Origin of the sequence: Liquorilactobacillus mali, assembly GCF_001437155.1 — a bacterium.
Classification (GTDB): domain Bacteria; phylum Bacillota; class Bacilli; order Lactobacillales; family Lactobacillaceae; genus Liquorilactobacillus; species Liquorilactobacillus mali_A.
Window position 1 is genome coordinate 22,781 of sequence record NZ_JQAR01000004.1, and the last position, 17,731, is coordinate 40,511.

Genomic DNA, 17,731 nt, shown 5'->3' on the forward strand with positions numbered 1-17,731 from the left:
TTGAGTCAAAATAAAATATATGACTATGCAGTGGATGAAAGTATGGAATTATTCATGCTGATAAAGTCTGCAGATGTCCGGATTGCAAAGAATGGTAATAAGTTTATTGCTTTTATGTTTGCCGATAGCTCAGGTGAAATAAGTGCAAAATTTTGGGACGCATCTGATAATGATATCGCATCATTTGTACCAGGAAAAATAGTTTTTGTTAAGGGTAAGCGGGAGGTCTATCAAGGGAATCCTCAGGTTAAAATATTCAAGATGCGCTTAGCAAATGAACAAGAACCGAATAATGTTAATTTATTTGTAAAAAAAGCTCCTGTTTCTGTGGATGACATGGAAGACGAGTTTAATGCTACTCTTTTTGAAATTACAAATGCAAATTGGAATCGGATTGTAAGATACCTTTTGACTGAATATCACGATCAGTTTTTTAGTTATCCTGCGGCTAAGAAAAATCATCATGCATTTGCTGGGGGTCTTGCCTTTCACACATTATCAATGTTGCGTTTAGCGCATGCAGTTGTTAAGGAATATGATAATATTAATGCTCCATTACTGTATGCAGGGACAATCTTGCATGATTTGGGTAAGGTAATCGAACTATCAGGCCCCGTAGCGACACAGTATACTTTAGCAGGTAATTTGCTGGGACATATCGTACTTATTGATGAACAGATTATTAAAGCAGCTGATAAGTTGAAGATCGATCTTGAAAGCGAAGATATGATCTTACTCCGCCATATGATATTATCACATCATGGGTTATTGGAATATGGATCACCAGTTCAACCTCACATTTTAGAAGCAGAAGTACTGCATCAAATTGACCAATTGGATGCCTCTATTCAGATGTTAAAGGGAACGCTTGAACATACTGAACCTGGAACGTTTTCTGAAAGAATTTTTGGGATGGATGGGAGAAACTTCTATCGTTCTACAGAAGATAAGAATTGATTAGCTCGAGATACTATTTTTTAAATAAGATTCGAGTTCTAAAGAGATATCACAACTATTAAGCTAATAGAAGCTGATTCTTTACGCAATTTTATGATGTAGCGTAGTATAGTTATTTTATTGTTATTTTGCACTCAAAATTAAAGTCACACCCCGATGAAGTGTCCCATAATGATTAGTCTTATTATCTAATGATTATGAGGTACTCAAAGTGTGTGGCTTTTTTGTTGCGGCCAACGTTTTTGAAGGTAAGCACAAAATGATTAAGTATGGAGCACGATAGGTCATAAAAAAGTATATTTTTGGTGTAAATAAAAGCAGACGATGTGTTCCAGCAACAAGATTGCAACATAAGATATCTTACAGAAAATAAAAAAAGCCTTAAAATCAACGTTTTAAGACTTTCAGAATTACATAAAATGCATAAAGTATGCCCTCGGCAGGAGTCGAACCTGTACTTGGAAACCCAAACAGCGACCTGAACGCTGCGCGTCTGCCAATTCCGCCACGAGGGCAATAAACGATAACACTAAAATATTATACAACAAACTTGTATTAAATAAAAGTATAAAAAACGAAACACTTGCATACTATTTGAATAACATTTAAAATTAAGTAAAGAAAACGCAATCATTTATATCCTGAAGATTAAGATTGCTTAATGAAATAGTTAGTTAAAGTAAAAAGTTGGAATAGGGATGTTATAATTGGTGCGAGGAATAAGGGGTGAGCTCAATGGAACAAAAATATCATAGTATTCTGGTTCCCGTTGATGGTTCAAAAAATGCAGAGAAAGCGTTAAAAAGGGCAATTGAGGTAGCAAAAAGAAATAATGGAAAAATTGAAGTTCTGAATGTGATAGATACAAGACAATTCACAAATAACTTTGGTGGGATTGTCAGCATGTCGGGTGATATTATCTACTCCACTTTTGAAGCGGTAAAGGAATATCTTGAAAAGCTAAAGGAAAGTATCAAAAAAGAAGAGGGCTTTTCCCATGTTGATGTTCATGTAAGATTCGGTTCTCCAAAGGTTGTGATTGCTCATGATTTTTTAGAAGATTATCCGGTAGATTTAATTATTTTGGGAAAGACTGGGATGTCTGCGGTTGGACGCATATTCGTAGGCTCCGTGACAGATGGTGTTGTCAGGACTGCAAGGTGTGATGTGTTGGTTGTAGGCTGAAAGTGAGGTAATGATGATGTCAACATTAGAAATAATTGCTTTATTTAGTTTAATACTGTTAATGGCATACAATATTAGGTTAGGTTTGATGGTGAAAAAACTACGTGATAAATTAAGTAAGGGGAAAGAAATAGAACTTACTGAATCTACCAATAAGGAAATTGTTGATGCGATAAAGACAAGAAAAAAATGGACCGTTTTAAGTCAGTGTCTGTTTTGGATATCAATTGTTATGATGCTGTATGGCTCAATGGGACTATTGATTTATTTTCTAGACTTGTATACTATTGCAGTGATTTATATAAATCTGGTAAATCGGAAAGTCTTTACCGAGCTCATAAAATTATAATTAAAGGTAAGTAAGGAAATAAAGCTGGGGTGATTTTCTTAACCTTGGCTTTTTTAGTGAAATAAATTACGTATAAAAATATTGATTTAGGTATCAAGAAGGATAAGATGAATTGAGGAATGGAAAATGGGAAACTTTGCAAAATATAGTAGGATTTTAATTAATAGTTCGGTATCATTTGTTATTTTATTGGCATTGGCGCAATTAGTTATTCCAACAAGTTGGAAGCTAGTGTTGGATTATTATTTAATTAGCAATTTTTTATTATTAAATCCTTTTAATATGATGAATATTGGAGTGAAGGAAGATATCAATGTCGCTGCCGATACTATGAGTCGAACAAAAAGATCGGCTGAAAAAACAACTGAAAGTTCAGAAACGCCTGAAGAATCAGTTATGACTGATCAGATGTTAAAAAGATCCAAAAGAAGAGCAGCTCAAGAAAATGATACAAGGGATATTTTATTGAATTCTTTTTTGAGCTTTATGAAACACTGTTTTTTACTAATAGCAGCACCAGTAATTTTTATGCAAAAATTGTTAATTAATAACTAAGGTATATATTTTTTCTATATTAAAAAAAGAAATAATAAGGAAAACAAACTTGCTTTTATTAAGATTAAATGAGCTTTTGGTAAATAAAAATTAGTTTAGCGGTTGACTTCTCTAATATTCTTGATATAATTTTATTATTTATTAATTTATTTGGAGGAGTTTTAATGGGAAAATTTTTAAAGAGATTGCTTTTAAAAGAAGATCCAAATGTTTATCAAGTTAAAGATGCACATTTGTCTCAAGTATTGACTGTCAAAGACTTTTTGGCATTAGGTGTTGGAACGATTGTTTCTACTTCAATATTCACTCTTCCAGGAGTGGTTGCAGCTACCCATGCGGGCCCAGCAGTTGTTATTTCTTTTTTATTGGCAGCTGTTGTTGCAGGACTTGTAGCATTTGCATATGCTGAAATGTCTTCTGTCATGCCATTTGCAGGTTCTGCCTATTCATGGATAAATGTTGTTTTTGGTGAGTTTTTTGCGTGGATTGCAGGATGGGCACTTTTAGCTGAATATTTCATTGCAGTTGCCTTTGTGGCCTCTGGGATATCTGCAAATTTCCGCGGATTAGTAGAACCACTTGGTGTCAATTTTCCAAAACAGCTTGCTAATGCTTTTGGGACTGAGGGTGGAATTATTGACTTGGTAGCCATGGTTGTAGTTTTGATAGTTGCTATTTTATTATCAAGAGGTGTTTCAGGAGCAGCGCGTGTTGAGAATATTTTGGTTGTTCTTAAAGTTCTTGCAATTATTCTATTTGTAATCGTCGGCATGACTGCCTTGCATAAGGCTAATTATTCGCCATTTATTCCTAAATATCATCTAAATGCGGATGGCTCTGCTTTTGGCGGATGGCAAGGGATATATGCAGGAATTTCAGCAATTTTTCTTTCGTATATCGGATTTGATTCAATTGCAGCGAATTCGGCTGAAGCGAAAGATCCTCAGAAAACAATGCCACGTGGAATTTTAGGCTCACTTTTGATTGCTGTTGTATTATTCGTAGTCGTGTCATTAGTAATTGTGGGAATGTTTAAGTATACTAACTATGCTAATAATGCAGAACCAATTGGCTGGGCATTGCGTCAAAGCGGACACCCAATTGTTGCGACAGTCGTACAAACAATTGCTGTTGTAGGAATGTTTACAGCTTTAATAGGTATGATGCTGGCAGGATCGCGTTTACTTTATTCATTTGGTAGAGACGGTATGCTTCCAAAATGGTTAGGAAAGTTAAACAAGGACAAATTGCCAAATAATGCAACACTTACACTTTCAACAATTGGTATTGTAATTGGTGCATTGTTCCCGTTTGCATTTTTAGCACAACTGATTTCTGCGGGAACATTGATTGCATTTATGTTCGTTTCTGTTGGAATTTACGCTGTACGTTCGCGTGAGGGTAAAGATTTACCAAAACCGAGTTTTAAAATGCCATTTTATCCGGTGTTACCAGCATTAGCCTTTCTTGGGGCCTTCGGTGTTTTTTGGGGATTAGGAAACGATGCTAAGTTATATGCTCTGTTGTGGTTCTTCATTGGATTGATAATTTATTTTGCATATGGAATTAGAAATTCGTATTTAGGGAAGAAGAACAAAGAAAACTAAATCTATTATAAAAAACAGGGGCTGGTCAAAAGTTATATTTTGATCCAGTCCCTTTATTATTCCATATAAAAATGTTCCATAAGTCAAAATTTTCCGTCTGATTTCAAATTACCAATAACAAGCATATATATTTATTTTGTCCACATCAGGTTAGTCTACAAAGAAACTGAGTCTTGGCCATTTAACCTGCCATTTTTTGTTAATAACACGTGCTTTATATTGTTCAAGTAGAACTTTATCAGATTGGAAACGCGGAGTTGGATGAATCTCAAAATTAAAGAGATGTTCCAAAGAAAATGGGGCAATGATGGCAGATTCAGTGTCATTTAAATTTAGTGCAACACTATTGCAAGTTTCGGGTACACTTCTTAGTGCTGACTCAATATCTTTTCCAAATGGCTGCATTGATTTTGCGTCATTCAAACGGATATTTTCAAGATTCCACAAATATTTGGAATAATTCTGTGAGAAGATTGCTTTTCTCGTTAAGAATTGCTCATATGATTCGCTGGGATCAGCATATAGAACATCAATGTTTTCTAGAACCAAATTGGTTTTCTGAGAAGACAGGTTATTCCAAACGATTGTCCGAAGAGCACCGCTGCAGACAAATGCAGTGCTTAAATGTTCTTTTTTCAAAATCTCAAAGATTTCGGCAAGCTCTGTATTAGTAATCAATGTATCAAGTAATTGTTGTTTGTAGTCCATTAATATCCTCCGTAAAAATTACTAAGATTAATTGTAATGTTTTTTCGTGGAGAATGAAAGTCAAAACTTGTTGAATAATTATTAAATCCGCATTAGTACTAGTGAAAAATATTTGAAAATTTGGTATATTATTATTGTGAAAGCGCTTTGAATACAATGAGGGGGAATTCCCATGTCAAAGATAATTGCAATTAATGCTGGAAGCTCAAGCCTAAAGTTTAAGCTGTTTGAAATGAACACAGAACAAGTTTTAGCACAAGGTCTTTTTGATAGAATTGGCTTGGCGCAGGGAGCAATAAAAATCAAGTACGGTGCTGATGAAGAATTTAAAACAAATGAAGAAATAAAAGATCATTCATATGCTGTTAAGCGTCTACTGGAATTATTGCTTAATCTGGAAATCATTCATGAATTTTCAGAAATAAAAGGTGTGGGCCACCGTGTTGTTGCAGGTGGTGAATATTTTAAACGATCGGTCGCGATTGATAGTAAGGTTATCCGAAAAATTAATTCATTGGCCGAATATGCTCCAATTCATAATCCAGCAAATTTGATGGGAATTAAAGCATTTAAGAAAATTCTTCCAACTGCAACAGCAGTAGCGGTTTTTGATACATCATTTCATCAGACCATGCCAAAAGAAAATTACATTTTCAGCGTGCCATATGAATGGTATCAAAAGTATGGTGTAAGAAGGTATGGGGCACATGGCACTAGTCATCGTTATGTTGCAGGTGTTGCTGCTTCAATGTTGAAGCGTCCATTAGAGGAACTTAAACTAATTAGCTGTCATCTTGGAGCAGGGGCCTCAATTTGTGCTATTAAGAATGGCAAATCCTTTGATACTTCAATGGGATTTACTCCTTTAACCGGAATCACAATGGCTACTCGTTCTGGGGATACGGATGTTGCAATGATATCATTTATGATGCAAAAGTTAGATATGCATTCTATGCCCGAAGCAATTTACGATTTGAATAAGAAATCAGGATTATTAGGTATTTCGGGAGTATCATCCGACATGCGTGATGTCATGGAAGAAAGCACAACAAATTCTCGTGCAAAGCTTGCTGTTGATATTTTTGTCAAGGATATCGTTAAGTATATTGGTTCATATACTGCTGAAATGGATGGGGTTGATGGAATAATATTTACGGCAGGGATTGGAGAAAATTCTGCAGAAATCAGAAGTGCGGTTTTGAAAAGATTGTCCTACATGGGAATTGAGGTTGATGAGGAGAAAAATTCATTACGAGGAGAGAACATTGTAATTTCTACAAGTAACTCAAAAGTCAAGGCTCTTGTGATTCCAACCGATGAAGAATTGATGATTGCACGAGATGTTAACAAAATAATGGAAAAAAGGAATGTCAAAAGTGCCAAATTGGTATAGATAATTTATGTTCAAGAAAGCAATTTTGTAACGAAATCGTAACATAAAACTGTTCACAAACATGACAAAAAGTGTTAGATTATTCAAGTCGATAAATTAACTAATTTTAGGAGGACTTTTGTCATGGGTAATAAGTTTGATATTTTACACGATTATCAAGAGACAGTTGCTAAAATTGCTGAACTTGACGAAGTTTGTACGAGGATTAGCAACTCAAAACGGGGACGCCACTTATTAAATGCTTACGATGAAAAGAAACGTAATGTTGAAGAAGAACGTGAACAACTTGAGATCATTTTAGAAGCAATGAACGCTGCAGAAGATTAATCAAAGTAAGCAAAAATAAAAAAGAGTTAATAAATTAGAAAATCTCATTAGTAGATTTTCTTTTTTTTATGATTACAAAATAAAATACGAAATAAAAAGTTTTTTTTGAGATAATTAAGGCAATATACTAGCTTAATGCGTATGAATGTACAATTATTACAAATAAAGTTCGATTTTAGCTTTGACAATTATTATATCCTTTGCTAAGCTAAGGCTGTACTTTAGGAGGGATAACGGTGAGCAAGGAAATCAGTATTATAATGGGAAGCTCCTCTGATTGGAAAACAATGAAGGAAGCGGCCAATATAATAGAACAATTTGGTGTTAGTTTTGACAAACAAGTTATTTCAGCACACAGAATGCCACAGGAAATGTTTGATTTTGCCAATGGTGCTGCAGATAATGGAATCAAAGTAATAATTGCAGGAGCTGGTGGTGCGGCACATCTTCCTGGAATGATTGCAGCGAATACGATTTTACCAGTGATTGGAGTGCCCGTTCAAAGCCATGCTCTTAGCGGACTTGACTCGTTATTATCTATTGTGCAAATGCCTGCTGGAATCCCGGTGGCAACGACTGCAATTGGTGTTGCTGGGGCGAAAAATGCGGCATTATTAGCATTACAGATACTCGGGATCACTGATTCTCAGGTTGCACAAAAACTTACGGTCTATCGTAAAGAGATGCATGATAAAGCAGTGAAGAGTGGTGAGACTCTTGTCTAAGATGATTACACAAGGACAAACAATTGGAATTATTGGTGGAGGACAATTAGGACAGATGTTGGCATTTTCAGCTAAATCTGCAGGTTTTCGTGTACTGATCTTAGATCCTAATCCAGATTGTTCTGCAGGACAGGTTTCTGATGATCAAATTGTTGCAGAATATGAAGACGTTTCTGCAATTGAGGAACTGGCAGCACGTTCAGATGTATTAACATATGAATTCGAGAATGTTGATTTAAAAGCATTAGAAGATGTTACAAGGATGGTTTCAGTTCCCCAGGGAACAAAGTTGTTAGCAATTACTAAAGATAGATTAAATGAAAAAACATTTTTAGAAGATAGTGGTTTGAAGGTAACACCCTTTGCAGCAATTAACTCTATTGCTGATTTAAGAGAAACAATTCAAAAATTCGGATATCCCGCGGTTTTAAAGACATGCCAAGGCGGCTATGATGGAAAAGCACAGTTGGTGCTGCATGATGCTACAGATTTGGCCGGAGCACCTGAACTGATAGAACAAGGACAGTGCATACTTGAGGATTGGGTTGAGTTCTCTAAGGAAATTTCCGTAATGGTTGCGAGAAATGTTGATGGTGCAATTTCGCTATTTCCTACAAGCGAAAATATTCATAGAAATCAGATTTTGCATGAGAGTATTGTACCTGCAAGGATTTCGCATGTTCTGCAAGAAAAAGCACAAAAGATGGCTGAAAAAATTGCGATCAAGATTAATCTATGTGGTATCCTTGGTGTGGAGATGTTTGTGGGCAAAGACGGTGAACTTTATGTAAATGAGCTTGCCCCACGTCCACATAATTCAGGGCATTATTCAATTGAGGCATGCAATTTTTCACAGTTTGACGTACACAATCGAGCAATCTGTAACTGGCCAATGCCAAAGGTTGAGTTACTAAAACCAGTTGTTATGGTCAATATCCTTGGTCAGCATGTTGCAGGAGCAGCAAGACTGGTTTCAGAAAAGCCGCAGTGGCATTTTCATGATTATGGCAAGGCTGACGCTCGGCATGATAGGAAGATGGGACATGTTACAATTTTGACTAATAACGTTGAAGAAACACTTTCTGAGATCGAAAAAACAAAAGTATGGGATTAAAGGAGCAAACTAATGATTTCAAGATATTCACGACCAGAAATGGCAGCAATTTGGGAAGATCAAAAAAAATATGAATGCTGGCTAGAAGTAGAGATAGCTGCAGATGAGGCTTGGTCAAAACTTGGACATATTCCTGCAGCAGATGTTGCAAAGATTCGCGAGAATGCTAAATTCGATGTTAACAGAATTTTAGAAATCGAAGAGACAACACATCACGATGTAATTGCTTTTACCCGCTGCGTATCGGAATCGCTTGGTGAGGAGAAAAAATGGGTTCACTATGGTTTGACGAGTACAGATGTTGTTGATACGGCTTATGGATACCAATTGAAACAAGTTAATGAGCTATTACGAAAAGACTTGGCGCATTTCAAGGAGATTGTTGCCAGTCAAGCAAAAAAATATAAGAATACTGTAATGATGGGTAGAACTCATGGAGTACATGCCGAACCAACTACTTTTGGTCTGAAGCTTGCAAGATGGTATTCAGAAATAAACCGCGATATCGAACGTTTTGAACATGCTGCTAAGGGAGTTGAAGCTGGTAAAATCAGTGGTGCAGTGGGGACATTTGCTAACATTGATCCATTTGTTGAAAAATATGTTTGTGAGAAATTGGGAATTCGTCCCCAAGAAATCTCAAGTCAGGTTCTACCACGTGATTTGCATGCTGAATATATTGCAGTATTGGCGTTAATTGCAACAAGTCTAGAAAAATTTGCAACTGAGATTCGAGGATTGCAAAAATCTGAAACGAGAGAAGTCGAAGAGCATTTTGCAAAGGGACAAAAGGGATCATCTGCAATGCCCCATAAACGTAATCCAATTGGTTCGGAAAATATTTGTGGATTAGCACGTGTGGTTCGCGGACATATGGTGACAGCATTTGAAGATGTTACTTTGTGGCATGAAAGAGATATTTCACATTCTTCAGCTGAAAGAATTATTTTACCAGATACGACTATTTTGATAGACTACATGCTGAATCGCTTTGGCAGAATTTTAGAGAATTTGACAGTTTTTCCAGAAAATATGCTGCGTAATATGGGTCGAACATTCGGCTTGATTTACAGTGGAAGAGTTCTTCTTAAACTGATTGACACTGGTATGAGTCGAGAAGAGGCATACGATTTGATTCAGCCTAAAACAGCTGAATCATGGGATAAACAAGTTCAGTTCCGCCCATTGCTCGAACAAGACAAGAAGATTACTAGTCGACTTTCAAAAGAAGACTTGGATGATGCATTTGATTATCATTGGCATTTACGTCATGTAGATGAAATTTTTGAGCGCGTCGGTTTGGGTTAGATGCAAAAAAGTATTTAAAGATAACAGTAAAGAAACATCGGTGAGTGTGACATAGGTCTGTGGAACACAGGCATTAACTTGAAATTATAGGAATAAGAATTCGTTACTATAATTAATTTGAAGTTAGATTAGAAATTTGAACTTATGAAACGTATCTAAATGAAATCAGCAGAGGCTGGATCAAAATTTAATTTTTGACCCAGTTTTTTTTATTTATTATTGATAGTCATGCATTGTAAGTCGTTTTTTCTCTAAAAAGCAAACAATAGATATAGTAATATTTTTATATGATGTCAATTCAATCATAATTTCTTATGATTGAATACAATTTATTGTTCGGATTAATTATGTAATAAAAATATGCTGTGTAATTGATTTTGCTATCTTTATAAGAAAACAAACAAAATATAAATTATTAGAAAGTAAAGTTCGGATTTTACATATTGACTATTTGTTTTTTTATTGTTAATCTTTAAGTGAATTAGTGACCGTTTATGGTAGAAGTTGCTCTTAATATTCGCTTATAGTTGAAAGGATTGAGTTTGAAAGATGGAAAAAATGATTTATGCAGGAAAAGCCAAACAAATGTGGACAACTGCAGATGATGAGATTTTAAAGGTAGTTTACATGGATCAGGCAACAGCATTGAATGGTAAGAAGAAAGATCAGATTTCAGGTAAAGGAATTCTGAATAACCATATATCTTCCTTAATTTTTGAATATCTAACACAGCAAGGAATCGAGAATCATTTTATCAAAAGAATTTCAGATACTGAAGAACTTGTTAAGAAAGTAACTATTCTACCACTTGAAATGGTCACAAGAAATGTGGCAGCTGGTCATTTTACGACTCGCTTTGGAGTTGAAGAAGGAAAAATATTTGAGACACCAGTCGAGGAAACATATTTTAAAAGCGATGAGCTAGATGATCCTTTTATGAATGATTCCCAAATTTTGGCATTAAAAATTGCAACAGAGAGTGAGATCGAAAAGATGTGGGATATTTCACGAAAGGTAAATCATTTATTGACAGAATTATTTAAGAAGATAGATTTACGTTTGATTGACTTTAAGCTCGAATTCGGCAAACTAAAAGATGGTGAAATTGTTTTAGCAGATGAATTTTCTCCAGATAATTGCCGGCTTTGGGACATGAAGGATAATTCCCATATGGATAAAGATGTGTACCGCCGTGATCTTGGTGATTTGACGATTGTATATGAAGAAGTATTAAAACGACTAGAAACAGTTCTTACGGAGGATATGTAATTATGGTGAATGTACGTATTTTTGTGACTTATAAGCAATCAGTTTTTAATCCCCAAGGAGAGACTATTACAGATGCTATCCATAGTTTAGGCTTTTCTGCAGTAAAAAAAGTAAATGTTGGCAAGTTTTTTGATTTACAGATAGAACCTAACGGCAAATCGGTCGAAGAAATTGTTAGTCAGGTTTCAGAACAATTGTTAGTTAACTTTAATTTAGAAACATATCATTATGAAGTGATGGAGGAAGCGTAATGAAGATTGCTGTTGTGGTTTTCCCTGGTTCGAATTGCGATATTGATCTTTTTGAGGCACTTCATACAGTTTGTGGTGCTGCAGTGGAGTACGTTTCACATAAGAAGGACAACTTAGATGGCTTTGACGCAGTCATGTTACCAGGTGGATTTTCGTATGGTGATTATTTAAGATGTGGCGCAATTGCTCGTTTCAGTAATATCATGCCAGCAATTGTTGAATTTGCTAAGCAAGGCAAGCCAGTCTTTGGAACTTGTAATGGTTTCCAGATTTTAACAGAAGCTGGGCTCTTGCCTGGGGCTTTAAAGCAAAACGATAGTTTGAAATTTATTTGTAAGACAGTCCCCTTGACAGTTGAAAATAATCAAACTCTTTTTACAACACAATATAAGGAAAAAGAAACAATAGCCTTACCAATCGCACATGCTGATGGAAGCTATTATGCTGATGAAGAGACCTTGGCGGAACTTGAAGAAAATCATCAAGTTGTTTTTCGCTATGCTGGAGAAAACCCAAACGGAAGTCTAAATAATATTGCTGGTATTACAAATAAGGCGGGTAATGTTTTAGGAATGATGCCACATCCAGAAAGAGCAGTTGAAGCAATATTAGGAAATCTGGATGGACTGCGTTTGTTCAAATCATTACTCGAAAATGGGAAAGTCACTACTGAGGAGGCTGTACGCTGATGGCTGTGAAAGTCGAAATGAGCCCTGTGGAAATAAAAAACAAAAAACCTTATCTTGAGTGGGGATTGACAGAAAAGGAATATGACTTCATCTCTGAAAAGTTGTTGGGAAGATTGCCCAATTATACTGAGACAGGTCTTTTCTCAGTGATGTGGAGTGAGCATTGTTCTTATAAGAAATCAAAACCAGTATTGCGCGAATTTCCTAACAGAAATGAACGTGTATTGCAAGGACCTGGTGAAGGTGCCGGTATTGTTGATATTGGTGATAACCAAGCGGTTGTATTCAAGGCAGAAAGTCATAACCACCCATCTGCAGTTGAACCTTATGAAGGTGCAGCAACTGGTGTGGGAGGAATAATTCGCGATATCTTCAGTATGGGTGCAAGACCGATTGCGATGCTTGATTCATTGCATTTTGGTGAAATTGACAATGCACACACAAGATACTTGATTAATGAAGTGGTTGCAGGAATTGGTGGATATGGCAATTGTATGGGAATTCCAACCGTTGGCGGTGAGACAACTTTTGATGAATGTTATTCGGGTAATCCATTAGTAAATGCAATGTGTGTGGGTATTATGGATCAAAAAGACATGCAAAAAGGACAGGCAAAAGGTGTTGGCAATGCAGTTATGTACGTAGGAGCCAAGACTGGTCGTGACGGAATTCATGGTGCGACCTTCGCATCGGCCGACTTTGCAGATGATCGGGAAACACAACGTTCGGCTGTTCAAGTGGGAGATCCATTTATGGAGAAACTATTGATGGAAGCATGCTTGGAATTGACTAGCCAGCATAAGGAATGGTTGGTTGGTATTCAGGACATGGGTGCGGCTGGAATTGTTTCATCGAGTTGTGAAATGGCGTCTAAGGCTGGCAGCGGAATGGATTTAACGTTAGATAATGTACCGCAACGAGAAACAGAAATGTCAGCATATGAGATTATGCTAAGTGAGTCGCAGGAAAGAATGCTGTTGTGCGTTCGTGCAGGATTCGAAGAAGAGGTTAAATCTTTATTCAAAGACTATGGATTAGAGGCAGTCGTAATCGGCCGTGTTACAGATGGAAATGACTACGTTTTGAGACATCATGGTGAAATTGTTACCAATATTCCTGTTTCAAGTTTGACAGACGATGTTTTAGAGGAACCTAGTGAAGAAAGAAAACCAGAAAGAATTACACAAGCTGAGAATTTATCTAATTGGATTCCAGAATTTACAGATGTTGAAGAGATACTAAGAAAATTATTGGCCCAACCAACAATTGCATCAAAGGAAATCTTTACGCAAACGTACGATTCACAGGTTAGAACTAATACAGTTGTTGGACCTGGTAGTGATGCGGCTGTCTTGCGTATCAGAAGAACAAATAAGGGTTTAGCGATGACATCTGATGGAAATGGACGTTTCGTATACCTTGATCCTTTTGTTGGTGGACAAATTGCCGTTTTAGAGGCTGCCGCAAACTTGATTGCAAGTGGAGCACTTCCTTTAGCAATGACTGATTGTTTGAACTACGGTGACCCTAATGATCCTGAAATTTATTGGGAATTGCATCAGTCAGTTTTAGGGATGTCTGAGACTTGTCGCGTGCTGAACACACCCGTAATTTCTGGAAATGTGTCGCTATATAATGAAAACAATGGTGAAGCAATTTATCCTACTCCAATGGTCGGTATGGTTGGTTTAGTCAAGGATATTAATAAACACTTGACTAATACTTTCAAAAACAGTGGAGCTAAGGTGTTCTTAGTAGGTGACACACGTGCCGATTTTGCAGGTTCTGAGATTCAAAAAATGTTGACCGGCAAAATTTCAGGTACGTTGAACGCTATTGATACTGAATTTGAAAGTAAAAAGCTTCTCAAATTATTACAAGCAATTGAAGCAGGGCTAGTAGATAGTGCTCATGACTTGAGTGAAGGTGGACTTGGTGTAGGTTTGGTAGAGAGTACTTTTTCAAGTGATATAGGACTAGATATTGAATTAAAGGCAATGAAGGCACAAGATTTGTTCAGTGAGACTCCAGGGAGATTTGTTGTGAGCGTGATTCCTGAAAATGTTGAGAAGTTTGTCGAGATAATGGAAGATGATTGTATGGAGATTGGTGAGACGACCGCAAATCAGAAGGTACATTTGAAATGTCAAAATGTAGATTTTGAGATTCAAGTTGCGGAAGCTCAGAAAATTTGGGAGGAAGCAATACCATGCCTTATGAAATAAAAGGATTAAATGAAGAATGTGGTGTTTTTGGTGTTTTTGGTACACCAGAAGCAAGCCATCTGACATATTTTGGATTGCATAGTTTGCAACATCGAGGGCAGGAAGGTGCCGGAATTGTTGTGAGCGATGGAGAAAAACTGCAGCAGTTTAGGAATCGTGGGTTATTGGCCGAAGTTTTTGCAAATAAGGAAAACTTGGATAATTTAGTTGGAATGGCTGCAATCGGACATGTACGGTATGGAACAAGCGGAAATAATATTCTTGCGAATGTACAACCATTTTTATTTCATTTTGGAGATGGTGATGTTGCACTAGCTCATAATGGCAATCTCACTAATGCTGAGACAATTAAGCGTGAACTTGAAAAAGATGGTGCTATCTTTCAGTCTACTTCAGATACTGAGATCTTGATTCATTTGATTCGACAAAAGAAACATATGGACTTTATTGATGCACTCAAAGCAAGTCTAAACCAGGTTCATGGTGGTTTTGCATTTTTGTTATTGCGTGAAGATAGTCTAATTGCAGCGTTAGATCCAAACGGCTTTAGACCATTGTCAATTGGACAGCTTGCAAATGGTTCTTATGTCGTTGCCAGTGAAACATGTGCTTTGGACATGGTAGGAGCAAAATTAGTCCGAGATGTTCAGCCAGGTGAATTAATAATTATTGATAAGGATGGTCTGCATATAGATCGTTATACAGATGATACTCAATTGGCAATTTGCTCAATGGAATATATTTATTTTTCACGTCCAGATTCGATTATTCACGGTGTGACAGTACACAATGCACGTAAAAAGATGGGTAGATTGCTAGCAAGACAAGCCCCACTTGATGTCGACATGGTAGTTGGCGTACCTAATTCTTCTTTGTCAGCTGCAAGCGGATATGCCGAAGAAAGTGGCTTGCCTTACGAAATGGGATTGATAAAAAATCAATATATTGCAAGAACTTTTATTCAACCAACACAAGAACTACGCGAGCGTGGGGTCAAAATGAAATTATCCGCCGTTCGTGGAGTTGTTGAAGGCAAGAAAGTTGCAATTATTGATGATTCGATTGTTCGTGGGACCACAAGTAAGCAAATTGTTAGATTATTAAGGGAAGCTGGTGCTAAGGAAGTTCATATGCGAATTGCCTCACCACCTTTACGTTTCCCGTGTTTTTACGGAATTGACATTTCTACACGTTCTGAACTCATGGCGGCTAATTATTCCGTTGATGAGATGTGTAAGGAAATTGGTGCGGACTCACTTGAGTTTTTGACTATTCCGAATTTAATCAAGGCAATTGATATTCCCGATGCAAATAATGCTCCAAATGGTGGACTGTGTGTTGCTTACTTTGATGGTAAGTATCCAACTCCTTTATACGATTATGAAGAAGGTTACTTGAAGTCGCTAAAACATCAGCATGAATTGGAGGTTGGTGCGAAATGAGTAGGTATCGAGATGCAGGCGTGGATGTAAACGCTGGATATGAACTTGTTGCGCGAATTAAAAATGAAGTAGCAAGTACCAAACAACCTGGTGTTCTCGGTGGCCTTGGGAGCTTTGGCGGATTATTTGATTTAGGAGAATTAAATATTAAACATCCGGTCTTGGTATCAGGTACTGATGGTGTTGGAACAAAATTGTTGATTGCACAAAGAGCAGATAAGCATGAGACAATCGGGATTGATTGTGTTGCAATGTGTGTCAATGACATTGTTGCGCAAGGAGCAAAGCCACTATTTTTTCTAGATTATATTGCAACTGGTCATAACAATCCTGAAAAAATGGCTGCAATCGTCAAGGGAATTGCAAGCGGCTGTCGGCAAGCAAAAGTTGCACTAATTGGTGGTGAAACGGCTGAAATGCCCGATATGTATTCACCTGAAGAATATGATTTAGCAGGATATTCAACTGGTGTAGTAGAAAAAAGTCAGCTATTAACTAATGAAAAACCACAAGCAGGGGATATTCTGATTGGCTTACCATCAAGCGGACTACATTCTAACGGTTTTTCATTAGTAAGACAGATTCTTTTCAAGGACAATGAGTTTGAACTTTCGGATAGACCATCAATGTTCAATGGAATGTCACTTGGTGAAGTGTTGCTTGAACCGACTAGAATATATGTTAAGTCTCTGTTACCATTATTAGAAGCAGCAATTGTCAACGGTGTTAGTCATATTACTGGCGGTGGTCTAATCGAAAATTTACCGCGCATGTTCAACAAGCGATTGCAAGCACAAATTAGGCGGGATTCTTGGCCAATATTGCCTATCTTTGAGTATCTAAAAGAACAGGGTAATTTGTCAGATGAAGATTGTTTTGAGGCATTTAATATGGGATTAGGAATGGTAGTTGCCATTTCTCCTGCTAACTTAGAGAAAGCAAAAGCCATTTTGGCTTCTGAAGAAGAAAAGTTTTATATTATTGGTAAGTTAGCTGCTAGACCTGATAATTCTGAAAAAATTAGTTTTAAGTGAGGCAATTGATATGAGAGTTGCAATTTTTGCATCAGGTAATGGGACAAATTTCGAGATATTTGCGGACTTATTTGAGAAAAAAGAGCTTCAAGGTGAATTAGCATTATTGTTTTGTGATCATCCAGATGCTTATGTGGTTGAGCGTGCCAAAAAGCATCATGTGACTTTCGAGACATTTACCGTTAAGGAGTCTGGTGGTAAAAAGAAGTATGAAGAAAAAATTGCAGAGCTGCTTGAGAGTTATAAAATTGATTTTATAATTCTTGCAGGTTATCTAAGAGTTATTGGAACACCAATTCTTGATAACTATGAAGGTAGAATTGTTAATCTTCATCCAGCTTACCTACCAGAATATCCAGGTCTTCACTCAATCGAACGCGCTTTTGAAGATCACAAGAAACAGACTGGTGTGACTGTACATTATATTGATTCAGGCTTGGATTCGGGTCCAATTATTGCACAAAAAAGAGTTCCAATTTTTGAGGATGATACTGTTGAGTCTTTGGAAGCACGAATTCATGCATGTGAGCATCAGTTGTATCCTCAGGTTGTAAAATCTATTTTGAATGAATTAACTGAAAAAGGAGAATAAT

General features: G+C 36.7%; 18 protein-coding genes and 1 tRNA gene. 17 read left to right on the forward strand and 2 right to left on the reverse strand.

The features are described 5' to 3' along the window. On the forward strand, positions 1 to 957 hold the full coding sequence (locus IV36_RS02780) for a 3'-5' exoribonuclease YhaM family protein (RefSeq protein WP_056990689.1): 957 nt from the start codon (positions 1 to 3) through the stop codon (positions 955 to 957). A 431-nt stretch (positions 958 to 1,388) separates the two neighbouring features. Here IV36_RS02780 and IV36_RS02785 read toward each other — a convergent pair. Next, positions 1,389 to 1,472: transfer RNA gene (locus IV36_RS02785), tRNA-Leu, on the reverse strand. Positions 1,473 to 1,692: 220 nt separating this feature from the next. Here IV36_RS02785 and IV36_RS02790 point away from each other — a divergent pair. The 4 genes from IV36_RS02790 (at position 1,693) to IV36_RS02805 (ending at position 4,653) form a co-directional block, all read left to right on the forward strand. Beyond that, a complete protein-coding gene (locus tag IV36_RS02790; protein ID WP_056990690.1) occupies positions 1,693 to 2,142 on the forward strand; it encodes a universal stress protein in 450 nt (149 codons plus the stop codon). 16 nt (positions 2,143 to 2,158) lie between these two features. Next, positions 2,159 to 2,491 (forward strand): hypothetical protein, encoded by a 333-nt coding sequence (locus IV36_RS02795; RefSeq protein WP_056990691.1) that lies wholly within the window; start codon positions 2,159 to 2,161, stop codon positions 2,489 to 2,491. Positions 2,492 to 2,617: 126 nt separating this feature from the next. Next, positions 2,618 to 3,046 carry a hypothetical protein gene (locus IV36_RS02800; RefSeq protein WP_056990692.1) on the forward strand — a complete coding sequence of 143 codons (429 nt, stop codon included), beginning with the start codon at positions 2,618 to 2,620 and terminating at the stop codon, positions 3,044 to 3,046. A gap of 164 nt (positions 3,047 to 3,210) precedes the next feature. After that, positions 3,211 to 4,653, forward strand: a complete 1,443-nt coding sequence (locus IV36_RS02805) for an APC family permease (protein WP_056990693.1) — start codon at positions 3,211 to 3,213, stop codon at positions 4,651 to 4,653. Between the two features lie 150 nt (positions 4,654 to 4,803). Here the strand turns inward: IV36_RS02805 and IV36_RS02810 are convergent, their stop codons facing one another. Further along, entirely contained in the window at positions 4,804 to 5,361 is a 558-nt protein-coding gene (locus tag IV36_RS02810; protein WP_056990694.1) for a nucleotidyltransferase family protein, read from the reverse strand. Between the two features lie 172 nt (positions 5,362 to 5,533). On the opposite strand from IV36_RS02810, the gene IV36_RS02815 reads away from it, so the two are divergent. From IV36_RS02815 to purN, 12 genes are all read left to right on the forward strand, one after another. Beyond that, on the forward strand, positions 5,534 to 6,754 hold the full coding sequence (locus IV36_RS02815) for an acetate/propionate family kinase (protein WP_056990695.1): 1,221 nt from the start codon (positions 5,534 to 5,536) through the stop codon (positions 6,752 to 6,754). A gap of 123 nt (positions 6,755 to 6,877) precedes the next feature. Continuing rightward, on the forward strand, positions 6,878 to 7,081 hold the full coding sequence (locus tag IV36_RS02820; RefSeq protein ID WP_010077680.1) for a hypothetical protein: 204 nt from the start codon (positions 6,878 to 6,880) through the stop codon (positions 7,079 to 7,081). Positions 7,082 to 7,341: 260 nt separating this feature from the next. Next, positions 7,342 to 7,806 (forward strand): 5-(carboxyamino)imidazole ribonucleotide mutase, encoded by a 465-nt coding sequence (gene purE, locus IV36_RS02825; protein ID WP_056990797.1) that lies wholly within the window; start codon positions 7,342 to 7,344, stop codon positions 7,804 to 7,806. Continuing rightward, a complete protein-coding gene (gene purK / locus IV36_RS02830; protein ID WP_056990696.1) occupies positions 7,799 to 8,920 on the forward strand; it encodes a 5-(carboxyamino)imidazole ribonucleotide synthase in 1,122 nt (373 codons plus the stop codon). Before purE ends, purK begins: the two co-directional genes overlap by 8 nt. Before the next feature lie 12 nt (positions 8,921 to 8,932). Beyond that, complete coding sequence (gene purB / locus IV36_RS02835) at positions 8,933 to 10,228, forward strand: adenylosuccinate lyase (RefSeq protein WP_056990697.1); 1,296 nt, start codon at positions 8,933 to 8,935, stop codon at positions 10,226 to 10,228. A gap of 549 nt (positions 10,229 to 10,777) precedes the next feature. Then, complete coding sequence (purC, locus tag IV36_RS02840; RefSeq protein ID WP_056990698.1) at positions 10,778 to 11,497, forward strand: phosphoribosylaminoimidazolesuccinocarboxamide synthase; 720 nt, start codon at positions 10,778 to 10,780, stop codon at positions 11,495 to 11,497. Positions 11,498 to 11,499: 2 nt separating this feature from the next. Continuing rightward, positions 11,500 to 11,748, forward strand: coding sequence for a phosphoribosylformylglycinamidine synthase subunit PurS (gene purS / locus IV36_RS02845; RefSeq protein ID WP_056990699.1), 249 nt, complete (start codon positions 11,500 to 11,502; stop codon positions 11,746 to 11,748). Further along, positions 11,748 to 12,437: a phosphoribosylformylglycinamidine synthase subunit PurQ gene (purQ, locus tag IV36_RS02850; protein WP_056990700.1), complete on the forward strand. Its 690-nt coding sequence runs from the start codon at positions 11,748 to 11,750 to the stop codon at positions 12,435 to 12,437. Before purS ends, purQ begins: the two co-directional genes overlap by 1 nt. Before the next feature lie 5 nt (positions 12,438 to 12,442). Further along, positions 12,443 to 14,662, forward strand: a complete 2,220-nt coding sequence (purL, locus tag IV36_RS02855; RefSeq protein ID WP_056990798.1) for a phosphoribosylformylglycinamidine synthase subunit PurL — start codon at positions 12,443 to 12,445, stop codon at positions 14,660 to 14,662. Further along, positions 14,647 to 16,104 (forward strand): amidophosphoribosyltransferase, encoded by a 1,458-nt coding sequence (purF, locus tag IV36_RS02860; protein WP_056990701.1) that lies wholly within the window; start codon positions 14,647 to 14,649, stop codon positions 16,102 to 16,104. Before purL ends, purF begins: the two co-directional genes overlap by 16 nt. Further along, positions 16,101 to 17,138, forward strand: coding sequence for a phosphoribosylformylglycinamidine cyclo-ligase (gene purM / locus IV36_RS02865; protein ID WP_056990702.1), 1,038 nt, complete (start codon positions 16,101 to 16,103; stop codon positions 17,136 to 17,138). The genes purF and purM overlap by 4 nt, the downstream gene beginning before the upstream one ends. Positions 17,139 to 17,148: 10 nt before the next feature. Further along, entirely contained in the window at positions 17,149 to 17,730 is a 582-nt protein-coding gene (gene purN / locus IV36_RS02870) for a phosphoribosylglycinamide formyltransferase (RefSeq protein WP_056990703.1), read from the forward strand. Position 17,731 lies beyond the last annotated feature (1 nt).